The following is a 17,433-nucleotide window of genomic DNA, read 5'->3' on the forward strand; positions in this document are numbered from 1 at the left end:
CATGGATGGGAGTGACGTCGTGGGCTGTCGGGCCATTCAATGCCAGTACTCTCGCTACGCCGTGCTGGTTGGCCATCCCTCCTCCCCTGCCTGCTTCACCCACCCGCCTACAGTTTCCCTTGCGCGACCACGACCGTATCGCTAGTGGTCGAATCCCCCCTCGGACACAACCACTGACGATACGGATTCGAGGGCCTCGACCTTACGGTCGCGGTCCTCGTTTCGTGTTCGTAGGTGATCGTGATGCCGAGGGCTTCGTAGAGCGGCCCCTTTTGCATCGGCGCTGGCTGCGTGAATGCGTTGTGCGATGTCGCCGAGGCTGTCCGTGAGCTGTCGGATGCGGTGGGCGTCGAGTCGTGGCTCCTTGTGTCGGTGCGCGTGGGGGAGCGCGTCGAGCTGCTTCTGGGCGCTTTCCTTGTCTCGGTGCGCTGCGTTGATCCATTGGGTGACGACGGCGGGGTCGGCGCCGGCGTCGAGGGCGGCGTGGTAGCGGGCGAGGCGGCGGTCGCAGTCCTTGATTGCTTTGCGGGCTTGGGCCTGCTCGGGTGTCTGCGAGTCGTTGGCGCTTGCGGCGGCACTGGCTTGGGCCAGGGCTTCGATCGTGGCGGTGAGCCGGTCGGGTGCGAAGGCGCGGGCGATCCACTGGTCCAGGGCCTGGCAGACGATGTCTTCCCGTAGGTAGACGGTGCGGGGGTGGTCGAGGCCGGGGTGGAGTGCTGTTTCGTGCTCGGTGAATTGGCACCGGTAGTAGACGCGGTCGCGGATGGTCGAGGGCTGCATCTTCCGCCCGCACAGCTGGCAGCGGACGCGCCCGCGCAGCGCGTAGGGGCGGGCGCTGGGTTTTCCGGCTCGTTCCTGTCGTCCCTGGTTGCGGGCTCGCTGTCTGCGGAGGGCTTGGACGGCGTCGAAATGGTCGGGGCTGATGATCGCTTCGTGGGCGGGTTCGTTGGAGCGGATCCACTGCTCGGTGGGGTTGTGTGAACCGTTCCGGGTTTGATCGAGACTCTAGGTTGTGACTGTGGATGCGCTGGCCGGCGGCGGCTTTGGCCGGGTTCGGATGTGGTCCGGCGTCGGCGATGCGATAGCCGTAGGGAGGGCGTCCGCCGAGGTAGCGGCCCTGTAGTTGGGCCTGGGAGCTCATGGCGGTCCGTACGCGGATCTTGATGCGGTTGCGTTCTCCCTTGCTCATGCCGCCGAAGACGGACATGACGAGGTCGTGGGCCTCGTTGTCCGGGTCGATGGGGCCGCCGACCTCGGGCACCCACAGTGGGATGCGGAAGTGGACGAAGACGGGGAAGGTGTTGCCGAACTGGTTCCCGTAGAAGGTGCGTTGGGGCTCTCCGATCACGACGGCGTCGAATCCGCGTCTGGGATCGCGGAGGGCTTTGAGGAGTTCGTTGGTGCGGGGGGGCGCTGCCAGGGCAGGGCGCGGCTGTGGCCGATGTCGAAGTACTCGGCGACGATATGGCCCTGGGCGGGTTCGATGAGGGCGCGGGCGCGGGTGAGTTGCCAGTTCCGTGAGGCGTCGGGGTCTTGAAGGTCCTCGGTGGAGCAGCGTCCGGCGAAGGCGAAACGGATCACGAGCGGCTGAGACCTCCATGGCGGTCCGGTGCAGTGGTTGGGGTGCGTATGTTGATGGCGTTCTGTCCTACCCGGAGAGGGTGAGAAGCGCCAGCGGATCCCTCAGCCCTGTGGTGCACTGCCGCCTGCTCTCGGGCAAGCCTGACTCGGGTCGCCGCCAAGCTCGCGAAGGAAATCCAAAAGGCTGGTGGCGACAGACTCGGTCACGAGAGGCGGCTCAGCAGGGAGGGTTACGTCGACCTCCCGGTCACGTCCGTTGGAGTGGTGTATCGACGGCCACTCGGCGATCTCGTTTTGAGGCTATGCGGTGAGTTCGGTGGGCAGGAGGGTGTCGTTGTTTTCTGACTCGATCGGGTGGAGTCGGGCCTTGGCCAGCAGGTCGCGGCCCATGTAGCGGCGGGCTTCGGTCCACTCGTCGTTCTGCTCGGCCAGGACCGCCCCGACCAGCCGGATGACGGCGGTGCGGTCGGGGAAGATGCCGACCACGTCTGTGCGGCGGCGGATCTCCTTGTTCAGCCGCTCCTGCGGGTTGTTGGACCAGATCTGTCGCCAGATCTCACGCGGGAAGGCCGTGAAGGCCAGCAGGTCATGCTGGGCAGCGTCCAAGTGGGCTGCGGCTTTCGGGAACTTGGCCTCCAGCGCGTCCAGGACGTGCCGCATCTGTGCTTGGACCGCGTCGGTGTCGGGCTGTTCGAAGACGGTCCGCAGCAGCGTGGCCACCCAGGGCTGGGCCGATTTCGGAACCTGGCTCAGCAAGTTCCTCGCATAGTGGGTGCGGCAGCGCTGCCACGACGCGCCGGGCAGAACGGCACCGATGGCGTCGACGAGGCCGGCATGGGCGTCGGAGATGACGAGCTGGACGCCGGTTAGGCCGCGAGCGATGAGTGAGCGCAGGAAGGCGAGCCAGCCGGCGCCGTCTTCGGCGGTGGCGACGTCGATGCCGAGGATCTCGCGGTGTCCGTCGGCGTTGACGCCAACCGCGATCAGCGCGTGGACGTTGATGATGCGGCCGCCTTCCCGGACCTTCTGGGTCAGTGCGTCGACCCAGACGAACGCATACGGCCCGGCGTCCAGGGGCCGGTTGCGGAAGGCGGCGACCTGTTCGTCCAAGTGCTTGGCCATCGCGCTGACCTGGGACTTCGACAGCTGGGTGACACCGAGGGACTCGGCGAGCTTCTCGACCCGGCGGGTGGAGACGCCGAGCAGGTAGGCGGTGGCGACCACCGAGATCAGGGCCTGTTCGGCCCGGCGACGGCGTTCGAGCAGCCAGTGCGGGAAGTAACTGCCCTGCCGCAGCTTGGGGACGGCGAGCTCGACGGTCCCGGCGCGGGTGTCCCACTCGCGCGGGCGATAGCCGTTGCGATGGTTGACGCGTTCCTCGCTGACCTGCCCGTACTCCGCGTTGCAGAGGGCGTCGGCCTCCGCCGACATGAGCGCATCGGCGAACGTCTTCACCATCGCGCGCAGCAGATCGGGACTCGCCGAGGCGAGGTTGTCCTCGGCGAGGGCGTGCAGGGGCAGACTGTCTGGTGCGGTCATCGTGCTGATCTCCTTCGAGGCTTCGACACTTCGAAGATCAGCCGGTGGCCGTTCGTCTATGCGGGCGCCATCCCGATGCCGGAGCAAACCCCCGGATCAGGTCGAACCCGTACACCACTTCCCAGGACGCAACCGACCTCCCCGGCGTTGCTTGCGCCGGATCGGTGCTCAGGTGCGCGCCGGGTCATGCTCTTTGGCGCCATGCGGTTGCCGCTGACACGAACTTCGTAGAGGTGCCGTACGACAGATTTGTCGCGCTCAGGGCATCCAGTGCGGGCCCTGTTCCCCCGCCTGTAGAACCGCAGGGCCGGACCCGGTGACCGGGTCCGGCCCGCCCCCACTGCCCCGGCCCGCCACCAGGCGGGCCGGGGCGCCGGCGTAAAGGACAGCCGCAAGCGGCTGGCGTCCGCCCCTTGAAGCGCCCTTCGGGCGCGGGGCGGACCAGCGGAAACGCCGCCCCCTGAGTGGCCTTCGGCCACGGGCGGCTTTCTCTGCCCTACGGGCAGGCGCTTCGCGCCGGCCCCTTCAAGCGCCCTTCGGGCACGGGCCCGCCCCTGCGGGGCTGAGGAGCCGCCTCCGCGGCCGGCCCAGGCCCCGAACGAGTCTCACTCGCGAGTCTGGTTGCTGTAATGTTTAAGGTGTCAAGTCCCGATGTGTTGCGCTGCCACCGCCGGCCGAAGGCCGGCGCAGCCCGGACACCGCCAAGGTAAGGAATCCATGCGGAAAATCGCGCTCTTCGGACCACCCGCCACAGGAAAGACCACGCTGGCCAAGTGGCTCTCAGCAGAGCTCGGCTACCTACACACAGACCTCGATGACCTTCTCTTCGCCCCTGACGGCCCCCTGCCGCTGCCGGAGTTCCGCCGACAGGCAGGAGAGATCACCCGGCACGACGCATGGATCGTCGAGGGGAACTTTTCCAAGCTGGCCGATGTGGTCTGGCACCGCGCCGACGCACTCGTGTGGCTCGACTTCCCGCTGCCTCTGATCGTGTACCGCATCGTGCGCCGCAGCCTCTACCAGCTCACCGGACACGAAGACAGCCCACAGGCCAGGCGACTGACCTGGAGCAAGGCCTTCTTCCACCGCCGGTCGCTGCTGCGCACCGCCATCCGCAAGTACCGGAACAACCGGCCCCGCTATGCCCTGCAGGTAGCCGAGACAGCCGATCGGGGCGTCCAGGTCGTCAGGCTCCGCAACCCGCGTGAAGTCCGCAGATGGAAGACGGAAATGAGGAAAGGGCCGACGGAGAGCCACTCACACGGAGCGACCCGGCACACCGCCGGCCCTTGACCAACCATCCGTGCCGGCGGAACGCCAGCGCAGGAAGTACCACCAGCCTACAAGGCCCCCCGCGACCCCACAGCAGCTCAAGGAACCCCACAGTGATCCCCCGCAACCGGCCAGTGATCAATGAGGCCGACATCGCCCAGCAAGCCGGCGTCCCCATCGCCACCTGGCGGCGCCGCGATGCCCCCGCCTTCCGCCAGCGCGTAGCAAGCCTCTTCCCCCGCAGCCGCATCCTGATCTACGACCTCGCCCAAGCCCGTGCCTACCTCGCGGGCAAGCCCATTCCCACGCTGCCCACCGGAGAACATCCCGACGACCTCCTCAACGACGAAGAGGCAGCCGCCCTCCTCGGCGTCTCGGCAAGCACCGTCCGCGCCTACGCGACCCAGGGCTACATCTCAGCAGGCAAAACTCTCTACAGCCTCCGCGTGTGGCCCCGCGGAGACCTCGAAGAACGCCGGAACAACCCACCCGGCCAGGGAAAGGGCGGCGGTCGCCCACCAGGCACAGGAAAGGGCCCCCGCAAAGCACACGCCTACGAAGGCGATCCCCGCCTGCACACCGCGACCGCAGCCCTCAGCACCGCCGGCGACACCCCCCGCCACCACCTCGCAGCATCCCTCGCCCAACAGCACGGCGGATCGACACGCACCTGGGAACGCCTCCTCACCCAGGCCAGCCAGACCTCCCCGCCCGACTGATCCGCACGCGGAAGGGCCGGCACTGGCTTTGTTCACGAGAAGAGTTTCGACAGCACTTGGGCCTGCTGGCGCGGTCCCCGTTGATCAAGGACGCGAGGCCGGTGAGTCCCCAGCCGGCCGGTCGCGCCGGGCTGAGCTACGGGTGCACCTGCCACCAACGGTCCGCCTCGACGCGGGCCACTTCGGCGTCGTACTGACGCGCATCGAAGTGGAGCTCAGGCGGCGGGTAGGGCGCTGTCATCCCCGTCCCCAACGGAACCTCCCAGTCCGACCACTGCACGATCTCCCCGAACCGCTGCACAACCACAGTCAGGAAGCCGCAGCAGCCGCCGGTGCAGTCCGGTTCCCCCAGCTCCAGGCGGCGCGCGTCGCTGGTCGCCCGGAGAGGGCTGGGATGGCCGGCCGGCAGCGCATCAGCCGCGTACGGTCCGCGGCCGCCCTCGCCGACCGCCGCCTCGACCACGTCCTCGCCGGTGACCCAGAGCCGCAACTGGGCAGCGAACCGGGGTCCCGGCGGCAACACCCTGATCTCCAAACGATCGAACATCAGACCACCCTACTGGGCGCGCTGACGTCAGGCGTGAGGCCAGCCGACGCCCACCTCGGCCCGGCTGGCCGGCGGGTTTGAGGTGACTCCCGTTCTCGTAAACCTCGCCCCAGGGCCAATCCGGATGCCTCCCGAGATGGTGAACAACCGCTGTCGAAACTCGAAACTCGTGAACAGAGCCACCGCACCTCATGTGGTGTGCCGCCCCGCCCTTTTCCTCGAGGTCGTGGCGGGCAGGGCCGTGCCCCGTCAGCCGAGAAGTCAAGCCACCGGGCGCTGCCGTCACGGGCGGCGAAGGCGGGCCTGCTCTGGGGCCGCTACCGCGCCCGGGCCCGATCCGCGCGTGCCCTGGCTGATCCCGCACCGCGGCTTACGCGGCCTGCGCGGCAGCCCCATCCTCGGCGGCGCGGGGACGCTCAGGGGTTGGTGAGTTTGTACGCGCTGATGTTCTTGCCGGCCTGGATGAAGAGGTGTGTGGCGCTGGTGGCGAAGTAGGCGTCTTTGTCGCTGAGGGGGAGGGTCCAGTTGGTGTCGCCGGTGGTGGGGTTGAGGGAGCGGATCTCTTTGGATTTGGGGCGGGTGTAGAGGAGTTGTCCGGGGCTGGTGCCGATGAACTGGTGGTCGTCGGACTTGATCTCCCACCGGATCTTGCCGGCCTTCCTGTCGAGCCCGTAGAGGTATTCGTTGTCGGCAGTGAACAGGGTGTCGCCGCGGACGGCGACTCTCCAGTCGCTGGGGGCGTGGAGCTTGGTGCGCCACTGGAGCCGGCCGGTGGTGAGGCTGATGGCGTAGAGGTGGCGGTCGGCGGAGCTGACGTAGACGGATCCGCCGTCGATGACGGGTTCGGCGAGAATGCTTCCCGCTGATGGGGTGGCGTAGGTCCACAGGGGTTTTCCGTTGGAGCCGTTCAGGGCGCGGACTTTGCCGTTGGCGGTGACGGTGACGAGGACGTTGCCGGCGGCGGCGATGCGCTCCATCCCGACGTCGTCGGTTTCCCAGCGCTGCCAGGTGACTTTGTGGGTGGTGAGGTCGACGGCGCGGAGTTGGCCGTCGAATTTGGTGTGGACGTGGCTGGTGGTGGCGACCGGTTCGTATCCGTCGGTGACGGCGGGCTTGGGGTCCGAGGTGACAGCGGTCCACAGAGGTTTGCCGGTTTCCGGGTCGATCGCGTTGATGCGGCCGTCGCCGGCGCTGTAGACGGCCTGCTTCGTGGCGCGAGGGCAGGACTGGTTCGGAGCCTTGTAGCTCCACATGATCTTGCCGCTGGCCGGGTCGTAGCGCTGGACCGTACCACCACCGGAGTCGACCAGCGCCTTGGCCTCGTACTGCAGGCACCACCGCTTCTCCGGCAGCGGACGGCTCCATGCCGGTTTGCTCTCGACGCCGGGCCCCGGGTCTTCGTGGCAGGCGGTCAGCAGGGCTGCCGCGGCCGAGAGTGTCACGAGGAGCGCCGCCCGCTTGTACCGGGGTCGCCTGGTAGAGGTCATGTGAACTCCCCCGCGGGGACATGGACGAGACGGTGGTTCACGCCGGCCACGAACACGCCTTCGGCGGTGGCGAGGGTGCCGCGGATCTTGTTGTCACTCTCGTAGAAGGAGCCCATGAAACCGCCGTCGCCGACGCGCAGGGCAAACAGCCGACGGCCTTGGCTGGAGTAGTAGAGACGGTCGGCAAACAAGGCGAGGTTGCCCAACGGGGCATCGCCGGAAGAGGTGGGGAACGCGCGCTGCCAGCGTTCCTTGCCGGTCTTCAAGTCAAGAGCCCGGAGCAGCTTCTCGTCGTCTGTCGAAGCGCGGAGGTACAGCGTCGTGGCGTCGGCGGCCATGTTCCGGCCCTCAGCGGTGACCGCACGACGCCAGGTCTCCTTGCCGGCACTGTCGAGCGCGACGACGTGCGTGTCGGTCACCGCGACCACGGTCTGCCCGGAGGTGACACACCCGAGATTCCGGTGCGAGGGCGTGAGGGTCCGCTTCCACTTCGTTGCACCGGAGCTCAGGTCCAGCGCCCACAGGAACCCCTTCTCGGTCATGACGTAGGCCGTGCCATTCCGGACGGTGATACGACCCAAGGAGTTTCGACGGAAACCGGCGACCTCCGACAGGGCGATGCGGCCCGTGGCGTTCGATTCCAGAGACTGCGTCCAGAGCTCGTCGCCGTTCTGAGCCAGCCGAGCCGTGATGGTAGGTCCGTTGGTGGTCACCAGGACTCCGCTCTGCGTCACCGCGGCGGACTCCATCCCGTCCATGACCTCGTCCCACTTCACCGCCCCGGTCTTCACCTCGAGGGTGCGCAGCTTCTTGTCCATGGTCATCACGTGGACCAGCCCGTTCGCGGCGACGGGCTGGGCGATCAGACCACCGCTTGGCGTGGTCCATTTCAGCGTGCCGGTCTTGGCGTCGGCCCCGTAGACATCGCGGTTGTGTCCGGACGTCACCAGCGTGCCGCCATCGAGCACAGGCGCCCAGTCCAGAGGCTGGGCTGTCTTGAGGACCCAGTCCGGTTCGGCGTCGGCCTGCAGATAGGTCACCCCCGGCTTCTCACCGGCCTTGCCAGTCGATGCCGGATCGTCCTCATCGAGGACGACCAGCAGGGTGATGAAGGCGCCGATCAAGACGACGAAAGAGAAGAACACAAACGCGACGACGCAGCCGTCGCCATCCACATTCTTCGTCTTCACCACGGCCGGTGAAGCAGCCGATGATCTCGGCGGCTTCTTCGCCGCTGTGTAAGGGCTCGGCTTCGCGCCTGGCTTCGGCGCGGAAGGCGATGGGGCTGAGGGCGTGCGAGGGCGCGATGGTCCCGGCGATGTCGAGTACGGCGACGCGTAAGGGGAGGACGGGGGATCCGAGTACCGCGACGGGAGCTTGGCAGACGTCCCGGCGGGCGGGGAGCCGTAGGGAGCAGACCCTGGCGGCGCCGGGGAGCCGTATCCAGAGGATGCGGGCGGCGGCGAGTAGCCGGAGGGGGGGTGCGAAGACGTGGGCGCGGGTGGCGGCGGGGAGCCGTAGGAAGAGGTCGGCGGCTGTGAGGAGCCGGACGGGGCTGGCCCGGACCCGCGCGGCGGAGGCGAGTAGCCGGACGGGAAGGAGGCGCGCGGGGCCGGCGGCCAGTCTGGCCTCGCGTATCCCGGCGTCGGTGGAGTCGGCCTCGTGGGAGGCTTCGTCTTGGCGGGTGCGTCTGTTTCCCCCGGGGGAACAACGACCGCCTCAGGGTCGGGTCCGGCCTTGGCCGCGGGGCTGGTTGTTTCCCCCGGAGGAATCCCGGCTTGCCTCTGGATACGGGCGACTTCGTGCCCGATCGTGGCCCACGCCTCATCCACCGTGCTCTTGGCCTCCGCAAGGGCTTCCTCCGGGGCGGTGCGGTCCTCCAGCAGGGCATCGCGGGAACGGAACGCGGCAACCAGACGCTCCTCCAGATCGGCCACCTGACGCTCGGCAGCGATCCGCAGCCGCTGCTGCTCCGCCTCGCTCTCCTGCGCCTGACGCAGTTCCTCCTCCAGCCTCAGTTGCGCGACGCGTGCCTGCAGCAGCCGCTGGCTGACCTCCGCACGCGACGCAAGGGCAGCATCCCGCTCGGCGGCCCGCTGCGCGGCGTCACTCTCCGCGCGCTCAAGGCTCTCCCTCACCTCAGCCAGCTCCGCCTGCGCCGTCTGCTCCGCCCGCCGGCTCTCCTCAACCGCTTTTTGCGCGGCCAGCAGAGCCGCACGCAGCTCACCGACCTCCTTCTCCCGATCGGCATCGAGGCGGGTTGCTTGCCGGTCCTGCTGCTCGACCAGGTCGAGCAGTCGCTGCACCTCTTTACGCGCGGCTTGCTGCCGGCCACGGGCCTTGCGCGCCGCACGGGCAAGCTCTGCCTGCTGCTCCAGGCAACGCTCAAGGTCGTCTTCGGCGGCCTGTGCCTGTTCCAGCTCCAGCAGCCCGCCCCGACGCGTACGCTTCGCCTGCGCTTCTAAGGACGCGACTTCCTGCCGGGCCTTCTCCAAGCTCTCCTGACAGCGCACCAGTTCCGTCCGCAGCCGCTGCTGCTCGGCCAACGCCTGCTCGCGCTGCGCGACGGAGCGGTCCCGCTCGTCCATCAGCCGGTAGGAGTCGTGCAGCGGCTTGTTGGTGATCTTCAGTGCTGCGTAGTAGGCCTCGATCACGCGCTCGCGCGCTTCACCGGGCAGCGGCTGGCCCACGATCTCTTCCGCGTAGGCGAGCAGACGCAGCAGCTTGTCCCGGTCCGGTACCCGGTCCGCGTTCCGCAACCGCGACAGCGTGGTGGCGCTGAACCCCGAGCCGAGCGCCTTGGAGATGTCGGCCGTGGTGACACCCAGTGCGGTGAGCCGGTCGAAGAACTCGGTACGGATCAGCTCAGCGAACTCACGCTGAGCCCCACCCGCGGACGCCGCCAGGTCTTTGGGCTGCCGCCCCTGCTTACGCGGCACGCGCGGCTCGGGGGAATTCCTGCCGTCACCCTCGGCCATGTGACTCCCCTTGGCTGCCACCCCTGGGGGGATGTTGATTCCCCCTGTGGTCAGCGTTGTTCCCCGTTGTGGATCAAAGTTCAGCCCTCAACCATCGAGATCGCCGGCAGCAAACAGCGTCCGGAAACAGCCGAGTTGAGGAACAGGAAGACAATCATGCTGGATAATTCTCGCGTACGTCAGCACATCGCCGAAGAACGACGCCACCCCCGCCCCCGCACGCCGCTCCTCCTGAGGGCGACGGCGCTCGCCTGGGGGACCGGACTCCTGCTCGCCGGCCCCGCCCACGCGTCCGGCAGCGATCTCCTCGCCTCCCTCCAGCCCGCCGCCTCCGCCCAGCCCGCAGCACCCACCCCGGAGCAGCCCGCGGCGAACCCCGCGACACCAGAAGCGGCCCCCGGCCCCCCGGCCCCTGCTCCCCAGATGGACACCCAGCCGCCCGGCGTCAGCGCCTACATGCCGGCCGAGGCACTCATCACCATCCTCGTCATCACCGCGATCTTCACCCTCAGCCTCCGCTTCGGACCCGCCCTCGCGAAAACCGGCATCGAAGGCCTCCTGCGCCTGCTCCGCAACACACCCCCCGCCCCTTGACGGGCCCGTACCAGCCCGGCGGTGCCCCGGCCCCCGTCATGTGCCCGCCGGTGGTGAAGTTCGCGCCGATACGGAGTGGCGTCCGTGGCCGGGGTGCCCGGCCACCTGGCCATCAACCGGTCACTTCTCGGACGATTGCCCTGCTAGTCAGCACAGGCGGATGGAGCGCCACCCCCGGTCGCGGCAGATCAGCCCCCGCTGCTGCAGCTTGCCCAGCTGGTACGCCGTCGAGCCAGTGCTCGACAAGCCCACCGCCCGGCTGATCTCCAAGACCGTCGGGGACTCACTGCATCCGCGATCCACTCGCGGATGCAGTGAGGGATCCGGCGCTCCCTCTCGCTGATCTCTCTCACGCGGCCTCCCTCCAGCCGTCATCTGCACGGGCGGCCCGCCGCAGCTCCCCCCACATGGCTGGCGAGCGGCCCGTTTCAGTCCAGAAGGGGTGCCTGGCGATACGGCATGACTCCACGATCAGGCGGCGCCGCAACGCCGTGGTTCCGACCGAGGGAGAACAGCGAGCCAGCGCCTCATACGTGCGGAGCCAGTCACGCTGGATCTGCACCAGGTCATCAGGGAAGCCGTATCGCGCCATGGCTCGATTAGAGCACGTGTTCGAATTTGTGTGCACGGCGAGACACGTCACCCGGAATGGTGAAAGGAGTCGGGAGGCGATCCCGGGCCCCCGGAGAACGCACGAGGTAGGTGGCGGCTGGACTCCCCGACGACCGTCCCGCCGCTTCCCGCCGCTAGAGATGCCCGTTCCGGAGCGACCCGCTGGCCGGCTGCCGCCTGCTGGAATGAGGTTGCAGGGGCTATCCCGCGCTGGAACGTGGGGTCATGGTGAGCTGGAAGCACGGGGGCGCCGTTCCAGCGCCCGGGAGGGAGGAGGACGCCATGCCGGAAGAGCAGCTGCCCCTGGTGCCGTGGGGGCGGTTGGCCGCCGACCCCGAGACCGTCGGGCGGTACGAGGCCAAGGTGCACCGCGGAGGCGGCCCGGACGCCCACCACTGGTGGCTGGGCGCCATCAGCGACTCCGGGCACGGGAAGCTCCGCGCGGGCAGCCGAGCGGCAGGCACCTCCCGGGTGGTGTCGGCGCACGTACTGGGGTGGGCCATCCATCACGGGGCGGCCGCTCTCAGGAACGGAGCCGTGGTCCGGCACACGTGCGATGAGTCGAGCTGCCAGAACCCCCGACACTGGCTGATCGGGGAGCGACTGCAGAACGTCGTGGACTACGCCGCCCGGTCGCGCCTGGCCGGCCACGCGCTCGCAGACGTACGAGGCGCGGCCGGACGAGCGGTCGCCGTCCGGGACGGCTGGCCGCCGCGCAGTCGAGCGCAGCGAGACAGGTCTCCAGCTTCCGGCATACGACGCCGACCGATTCGGCCAGGCCGTCCTCGACGAGGCCGGTCAGGTCCTCGGCGAGACTCGCCGCCATCGGCCTGGTCGGCAACCGCCCACCGTCGGTAGCCCTGGCGCTCCCCGGGAGCGAGCACCGAATTCCAGTGTCCGGAGACGTAGGAGAGAGCGGTACGCAGACACATGAGGCCGTGCATCGAAGCATGTACCCGGCGGAACGAGCCGAGGTCGTCGCGGCGGACGTCGAAGGAGCGGAGCAGGTGACGGAGTTCCTCCGCCCGCTGCGGCGCCGTTGCCTGGAGGTCGACACGGACGCCGTCCACGATGCGGGACTCCCACGCCGGAAGGGTGCCGTCCACGATGCCAGGCAGGTCGATGTCGCTCGCCGCGTGGGCGAAGCCGCAGGCGAGGGCTCCCTCCAGCCAGACCTCACGAGCCTCGCCGGACGCGAGCAGAGCCTGGGCGACTCTGTCGGCGATCTCCCGACGCAGTCGTGCCGATGGGTTCACCGGTGCCCTCCTTCGATCAGAATCTTGTCGACGGCGTTGATCTCCTTGAGGAGATCGATGGCCCATCGGTCGTGCGCCGCGCACGTCCGAGCGCTGGGCGCCGATATGGGGCGAGGCCAGGAGGCTGAGCGGCGTCGTGGAGCCGGTGAGCAGCGGCAGGTGCTCCCGCTCGACCGGGTCGAGTGCGAGACCCGAGAGCCTCCCGTCCGCCAGTGCCCGCAGGCAGGCCGCGACGTCGAGGGTCTCCAGCCGTCCTGCGCAGATGAGCAGAGGCCTGCGACTGCTCCATGAGGGCTGCCGGCGACAGCTCTCGCAGACCGGGAGAGTTCGACGGCCACGCGGCGAAGGCCGCGCGGCCCACGTAGGGGCGAGGGCCCATTCGGCGGCCAGCCCGACCGGACCCGCGCCCCAGATACCTGCGGCCAGGGTGCTGAGTGACGCTCCCATGTACACCTGCTTCTCGTGCTGGCCGAGCAGCAGCGCGTGCTGCCCCAAGGGGATCCGCCGGGCCAGGGCCAGGGCAGCGGCGAGCACCCACTCGTCCACGGCGCCCGCGCCGGCCTCGGCGTTGCGGTGCAGCGTGATGCCACGGTGCCAGAGGGCGCTCACGTCGATGCGGTCGATGCCGGAGCCGGTCCGTACGACGTGCCGCAGGCGGTGGAGCGCGTTGAGCTCCCGCTCGCCGAGACGGACGCCGGAACGCAGGACGAGCACGGCCGTGTCGGCGGGCAGAGGCGGGTCCAGGTCCGGCACACCCGTACATGCGTGCTCACGAGCTGACCGTAGGCCGTTCGGAGGCCCTCCGTGATCTGTCGGATGCGGTGGGCGTCGAGAGCGGCCTGGTAGCGGGCGAGGCGGCGGTCGCAGTCCTTGATCGCGTTGTGGGCTTTGGCCTGCTCGGGAAGCATGCGGCCCTCGTCGTCGGTCTCGGAAAGCTCCGCGTTCAGGCGCTCCAAGACGCGCTGGGCGCTGCTGGAGGGGTGGCCGAGCCAGATCGGCGTGGACAGGATCAAGATGCCGCGGCCCAGGATCGTGTCCCGGATCTCCGGCCACGCGTCCCCCTCGCCCATGTGGGCCTTCACGCCGGGCTTCACGTCGTGATCGGCGATACGAATGGTCTTGCCCGTGACGCCGTGCCGGCGAGGGCGGCCATGGTCTGTTCGGCCAGCAGTTGTGAGCTCGCTCGCGCGGGCGAGGGAGACAAGGTGCAGACGAGCGCGACAGCACGGAGCGGAGTGTGGTCGTTGGAGTCCATGAAGCTCGACTACCTCGACGCCCGCCTTCGATATCGCACACGACGCGTGGCCACCCTCAGGCGTGGCCGGTCGGGCCGACTCGTGACGTGAACCCAAGTGGAACGGTCGACAACCGCAGCCGTCACGGAGGGGGCCGGATGACGGGCGTGCGGGTCCCCCCACTGCGCCCTGCCCGAGAGCGTCCGGGCAGGGCGCAGTGCGCTGCTACATGGCCGGCCTGTCCTCCACCGGGTGGAGGTCACGCACCTTCGATGTCAGCGTGCCCTCCTGCTGCTCGTACTGGGACAGTGCGAGCCCGAGACCGAAGAAGGTGGGTGCCCATTCCCCGACGAAAATGCCCCACCGGTCGGCGCGATCGACACCGAAACCCGGCTCCGCCTTCATTGACGCGGTCCAGGAGAAGATGGAGAGGCCGATCGAAACCACGGCGGCCGTGTAGGCGTGTTCGCTGCGCAGGCCTTTCTCGTGCAGCATTTTGATCATCGCTGATCTCCCTACGGAGTGGGTGAACACTCTCACCAGCGTCGCCCCAACCCGCGCCCACCGCACCCCCAGAGTGCAGAGCACCGGGCGGGACGACCGCCGGGTGATCGGGTCGCACCACGCCGCGGCCCTGGCGGAGCTCCACCTGGGGCGCCGAGAGGTGGCCGGGCGCGATGCGGCAGCCGTCCTTGCCGTGCTGAGGGACTGCACCCACGTCGTCAGCGAGGGCGGATCCGTGCCCGGACGGGCGCGCGTTTGTCCCGGGGACCTGACAGGGGCTTACACAATTGGGTGGGAATGATTTTGGTCAGGTGGAAGGGCCGCACTGCTCGAGCTTCGTGTACTTGGCCCCGACGAACCGAGGGGGGCGTCCCTGCCCGAGAGCGGAGACCGCCGGACGGCTCTCGCTGGTGCGCAGTGTTCCATCAGCTCTGCGCTCCCACCCATTCCCATGGGCGTCAGTGATGACCAGCGCCTTCACCGGCCAGGCAGGACCGGCCACGGTGATCTGCTCATACCGAAACTCCATGCGCTGACAAGGCGGCAGGACGCCGAGGGGGTAGAAGACACCCGCACCTTTCGGATCAGTGGGACCGGCGGGAGCAGCCTTCAGCCACGCGGACGCAGGGTCCAGTGAGCGATTCACGACCACCACCACGCTGTCATTGTCGCCCTCACCCCAGAACGCGATGAGGGCTACCTGGCGCCGGTTCCTGTCCTCCTGTTGCTCCTTGGACTGGGCCAGTTGATCGTCGGCGACTTGTGCGGCCTTCAGCGTGCCCCACGCAGTCACTGCAAGACCGGCAGCAGCGACGATGGCGGCCAGCACTGTGGTGTGCTTCGCCCAATCCGCGCGCCGGTACCGCTCACGTACGCGACGGAGTCTCCCTCCCGTCGGCCCTGTAGCGGCGGGCGGCGGCGACTGCCGTATCCGCATCGGCGGCTGTGGGGGTATCGCACGTACTCGTAGTCTGGCTCGGCGCGGCCGGGGGGCCGGCATGCCACCTCGCAGGGTCGTAACGGTGAATGCTCAGACACTCACGTCCGCTCCGCCGGGCTCCTACGATGGCAGGAGCCCGGCGGAGCGGATCCTTTCCCCGAAGACCCAGGAGGCGAACTGGGTGCCGTGATCGGCGTGCACTATCCCGCCTGGTTGGGGGCGCCTGTTGCGGAGGGCCATGTCTAACGCGTTCACCACGAGGGTGGAGTCCTGTCTGGAGTCGATCGACCAGCCCACGATCTTGCGGCTGAACGTGTCCAGGACCGCCGCGCAGTACACCCACCCTTCTCTGGTGCGGTGTTGCGTGATGTCGGTGACCCACAGCTCGTTGGGACGCAGCCGATGGAACTTCCGGTTGACCAGGTCATCGGCGGTGACGACACCCCGCAGGCGCTTGATCCGCACCGGTCCGGGCAGTCCGTGGATCCCGGCCTGTGTCATCAGCACCGACACGGTCCTCGAGCACACCTGGATGCCCATGCCCAGGGTGAGCTCGGCGTGGACGCGGCGGTAGCCGTAGGTACCGCGTGAGGCGACGTGGACCTCACGGATCAGCCCGGTCAGCCACTCCCGTCGCAGCTGCCGCGGTGTGGTCGGGGTGCGCTTGTGTTTGTAGTAGTTCTGCCAGGCGACCCCAAGGATCCGGCAGCATCGGTCGACCGGTGCCCCGGCATCGACGAGACGGTCGATCACAGGGTAGAGCCTTTTGGGGCCGGCTTGTCCTCGCCGAGGAACTTGGCGGCCTTGCGGACGATCTCGAGCTCGGCTCCCAGCTCGCGGATTCGTCGCCGAGCTGCACGCAGCTCTGCGGACTCCTCCGAGACCCTGCCAGGGCGCCGCCGTTGTCGATGTCGTCCTGGCGCAACCACTTCGACAACGTGACCGGATGGATGCCGAGGTCAGCGGCGGTCTGCTTCTGTTCTTTTCCTGCCCGCACCAACGCGATGGCGCGGGCGCGGAACTCAGCGGGGTAGGCGCGGGGCATGTCCGGCAGCCTTTCGTGAAGGCCGTCAGTTAGCCAGCAGAACTGGAACCTGAGAGGTGGGGCAGGTCAACGTGTCACCCGAACCTGTATCAGACCCGGAGATGGTCCTCGATGGGCGGCTGCGACCTGCTGGGGTGGGCGCGTGTGGCGATAGCTCTGGGTTAGCACGCCTGTTCGTGAATCCGCTCATGCCTGCTCAAGCCGGCCCGGCTCGCGAGGAATCAGTCGAAAGTGCGGACACGTGCCGTAGTCGCCCCGTTATCCTGAGCGCTGCACGAGGGGGCAGGGCGAGGGGGACCGCATGAGTAAGCCGTTTACCGTGTATCGAAAGGCCGTTCGAGGCTCTTGGGGGAAGTTCTGGTGGCTCGCTTGGCCGATCACCGAGCGGATCTCTGTGGGCGACGTACTGCACAACGTCGATGGTCATGTGCGGCGTGCCGGGACGCTCAAGGACCGCGGTGTGACCTATGAGGATCGGGCGGGCAACCCGCATGCAGACGTGCTGCATGACGCTGGTGGTTCCGCGTCAGTTCGATTCAAGCCTGCGGGCGTTGCCGTGGAGGGTTTCTCCGCCTTGGCGGCGGCTGAGTTAGGGGCAGCCGTTGAGTTCTCGAAGAGTCATTCCGCTCTTGTCGTCTACAAAGGACTCCAAGAGCAGGCGGTCGCCGACGAGAAGGCACTCGCGGCTGCGCTTGTCGACCTGACCTGGCAGACCTGGGACGACTCGCTCCTGGCCGTCACACAGGTCATATCCGCAAACTCGGGCACTCTGCTCATCAGCGAGTCCAGCGGAGCATCGGTGGAGTTCAGACTTCAGGCGGGCCTGGGCCAGGCCCCCTTTGGGATCGCGGATCTCGCCGGGGGCGCCTCCATCCTCCGGCACCGTGGGGTGTCCGAGAAGTGGGCTGGCGCAGAGTGCACCCCGTTCTTCCGAGTGGTTCGTCTGCGCAAACGCTGGTTCCGGAGCGTCACCGAGGACTACGGCCCACGCCAGCCCGGACGCGGTGCCCAACCTGAGCCCGTGCCGCCAGTGCTGATCGATGAGGCGCGGCATGACCCGAGTGCCGTGCTGGAAACGGCGGAAGCGGAGGAGCAGCACACGTCGGATCCGGCGTCGGAGTAGC

Annotated in this window: 15 protein-coding genes and 2 pseudogenes; 4 read left to right on the forward strand and 13 right to left on the reverse strand. The window is 68.5% G+C overall.

The genetic code is table 11. The features are described 5' to 3' along the window. Positions 1-141: 141 nt before the first annotated feature. The 3 genes from QRN89_RS29665 to QRN89_RS29675 all read right to left on the reverse strand — a co-directional run bounded on the left by QRN89_RS29665 (position 142) and on the right by QRN89_RS29675 (position 3,120). On the reverse strand, positions 142-780 hold the full coding sequence (locus tag QRN89_RS29665; protein ID WP_290352489.1) for a hypothetical protein: 639 nt from the start codon (positions 778-780) through the stop codon (positions 142-144). A gap of 564 nt (positions 781-1,344) precedes the next feature. Further along, positions 1,345-1,581 (reverse strand): recombinase family protein, encoded by a 237-nt coding sequence (locus QRN89_RS29670; RefSeq protein WP_290352490.1) that lies wholly within the window; start codon positions 1,579-1,581, stop codon positions 1,345-1,347. Between the two features lie 300 nt (positions 1,582-1,881). Continuing rightward, positions 1,882-3,120 carry an IS256 family transposase gene (locus tag QRN89_RS29675; protein WP_290352491.1) on the reverse strand — a complete coding sequence of 413 codons (1,239 nt, stop codon included), beginning with the start codon at positions 3,118-3,120 and terminating at the stop codon, positions 1,882-1,884. A 717-nt stretch (positions 3,121-3,837) separates the two neighbouring features. Here QRN89_RS29675 and QRN89_RS29680 point away from each other — a divergent pair. Both QRN89_RS29680 and QRN89_RS29685 read left to right on the forward strand, forming a co-directional pair. Next, on the forward strand, positions 3,838-4,413 hold the full coding sequence (locus QRN89_RS29680; RefSeq protein ID WP_290352492.1) for a P-loop NTPase family protein: 576 nt from the start codon (positions 3,838-3,840) through the stop codon (positions 4,411-4,413). Between the two features lie 92 nt (positions 4,414-4,505). Next, positions 4,506-5,111, forward strand: coding sequence for a helix-turn-helix domain-containing protein (locus QRN89_RS29685; protein ID WP_290352493.1), 606 nt, complete (start codon positions 4,506-4,508; stop codon positions 5,109-5,111). A 136-nt stretch (positions 5,112-5,247) separates the two neighbouring features. On the opposite strand, the gene QRN89_RS29690 is transcribed toward QRN89_RS29685, so the two are convergent. The 3 genes from QRN89_RS29690 to QRN89_RS29700 all read right to left on the reverse strand — a co-directional run bounded on the left by QRN89_RS29690 (position 5,248) and on the right by QRN89_RS29700 (position 10,123). Further along, complete coding sequence (locus QRN89_RS29690) at positions 5,248-5,658, reverse strand: hypothetical protein (protein WP_290352494.1); 411 nt, start codon at positions 5,656-5,658, stop codon at positions 5,248-5,250. A gap of 416 nt (positions 5,659-6,074) precedes the next feature. Beyond that, positions 6,075-7,145 carry a PQQ-binding-like beta-propeller repeat protein gene (locus tag QRN89_RS29695; RefSeq protein ID WP_290352495.1) on the reverse strand — a complete coding sequence of 357 codons (1,071 nt, stop codon included), beginning with the start codon at positions 7,143-7,145 and terminating at the stop codon, positions 6,075-6,077. Continuing rightward, positions 7,142-10,123, reverse strand: a complete 2,982-nt coding sequence (locus tag QRN89_RS29700) for an outer membrane protein assembly factor BamB family protein (RefSeq protein ID WP_290352496.1) — start codon at positions 10,121-10,123, stop codon at positions 7,142-7,144. Before QRN89_RS29700 ends, QRN89_RS29695 begins: the two co-directional genes overlap by 4 nt. A 156-nt stretch (positions 10,124-10,279) precedes the next feature. Here QRN89_RS29700 and QRN89_RS29705 point away from each other — a divergent pair, with 156 nt between their 5' ends. Beyond that, on the forward strand, positions 10,280-10,717 hold the full coding sequence (locus QRN89_RS29705; RefSeq protein WP_290352497.1) for a hypothetical protein: 438 nt from the start codon (positions 10,280-10,282) through the stop codon (positions 10,715-10,717). A gap of 147 nt (positions 10,718-10,864) precedes the next feature. Here the strand turns inward: QRN89_RS29705 and QRN89_RS35650 are convergent, their stop codons facing one another. From QRN89_RS35650 to QRN89_RS29730, 7 genes and pseudogenes are all read right to left on the reverse strand, one after another. Next, positions 10,865-11,092 (reverse strand): LexA family protein, encoded by a 228-nt coding sequence (locus tag QRN89_RS35650; protein WP_356948701.1) that lies wholly within the window; start codon positions 11,090-11,092, stop codon positions 10,865-10,867. Beyond that, a complete protein-coding gene (locus tag QRN89_RS35965) occupies positions 11,067-11,309 on the reverse strand; it encodes a DUF8825 domain-containing protein (protein WP_494478358.1) in 243 nt (80 codons plus the stop codon). The genes QRN89_RS35650 and QRN89_RS35965 overlap by 26 nt, the downstream gene beginning before the upstream one ends. A gap of 640 nt (positions 11,310-11,949) precedes the next feature. Further along, positions 11,950-13,338 (reverse strand): hypothetical protein, encoded by a 1,389-nt coding sequence (locus QRN89_RS29710; protein ID WP_290352498.1) that lies wholly within the window; start codon positions 13,336-13,338, stop codon positions 11,950-11,952. Between the two features lie 149 nt (positions 13,339-13,487). Continuing rightward, a pseudogene (locus QRN89_RS29715) lies at positions 13,488-13,840 on the reverse strand (NAD(P)H-dependent oxidoreductase); the annotation flags it as partial. Positions 13,841-14,045: 205 nt separating this feature from the next. Then, a complete protein-coding gene (locus QRN89_RS29720) occupies positions 14,046-14,324 on the reverse strand; it encodes a hypothetical protein (protein ID WP_093659635.1) in 279 nt (92 codons plus the stop codon). A gap of 307 nt (positions 14,325-14,631) precedes the next feature. Then, on the reverse strand, positions 14,632-15,153 hold the full coding sequence (locus tag QRN89_RS29725) for a hypothetical protein (protein ID WP_290352499.1): 522 nt from the start codon (positions 15,151-15,153) through the stop codon (positions 14,632-14,634). A 234-nt stretch (positions 15,154-15,387) separates the two neighbouring features. After that, positions 15,388-16,309, reverse strand: a pseudogene (locus tag QRN89_RS29730) (IS3 family transposase); the annotation flags it as partial. A gap of 301 nt (positions 16,310-16,610) precedes the next feature. Between QRN89_RS29730 and QRN89_RS29735 the strand changes: the two are divergent. Further along, positions 16,611-17,432 (forward strand): hypothetical protein, encoded by an 822-nt coding sequence (locus QRN89_RS29735; protein ID WP_290352500.1) that lies wholly within the window; start codon positions 16,611-16,613, stop codon positions 17,430-17,432. The last annotated feature ends 1 nt before the right edge of the window (position 17,433 follow it).

Source organism: Streptomyces sp. HUAS CB01 (genome assembly GCF_030406905.1).
Lineage (GTDB): Bacteria > Actinomycetota > Actinomycetes > Streptomycetales > Streptomycetaceae > Streptomyces > Streptomyces chengbuensis.

Coding starts and splice junctions, on each gene's coding strand:
- QRN89_RS35650 (WP_356948701.1), bottom strand. CDS start 11,092: ATGACGGCTGGAGGGAGGCCGCGTGAGAGAGATCAGCGAGAGGGAGCG.
- QRN89_RS29690 (WP_290352494.1), bottom strand. CDS start 5,658: ATGTTCGATCGTTTGGAGATCAGGGTGTTGCCGCCGGGACCCCGGTTC.
- QRN89_RS29705 (WP_290352497.1), top strand. CDS start 10,280: ATGCTGGATAATTCTCGCGTACGTCAGCACATCGCCGAAGAACGACGC.
- QRN89_RS29665 (WP_290352489.1), bottom strand. CDS start 780: ATGCAGCCCTCGACCATCCGCGACCGCGTCTACTACCGGTGCCAATTC.
- QRN89_RS29700 (WP_290352496.1), bottom strand. CDS start 10,123: ATGGCCGAGGGTGACGGCAGGAATTCCCCCGAGCCGCGCGTGCCGCGT.
- QRN89_RS35965 (WP_494478358.1), bottom strand. CDS start 11,309: ATGGCGCGATACGGCTTCCCTGATGACCTGGTGCAGATCCAGCGTGAC.
- QRN89_RS29735 (WP_290352500.1), top strand. CDS start 16,611: ATGAGTAAGCCGTTTACCGTGTATCGAAAGGCCGTTCGAGGCTCTTGG.
- QRN89_RS29720 (WP_093659635.1), bottom strand. CDS start 14,324: ATGATCAAAATGCTGCACGAGAAAGGCCTGCGCAGCGAACACGCCTAC.
- QRN89_RS29695 (WP_290352495.1), bottom strand. CDS start 7,145: ATGACCTCTACCAGGCGACCCCGGTACAAGCGGGCGGCGCTCCTCGTG.
- QRN89_RS29680 (WP_290352492.1), top strand. CDS start 3,838: ATGCGGAAAATCGCGCTCTTCGGACCACCCGCCACAGGAAAGACCACG.
- QRN89_RS29675 (WP_290352491.1), bottom strand. CDS start 3,120: ATGACCGCACCAGACAGTCTGCCCCTGCACGCCCTCGCCGAGGACAAC.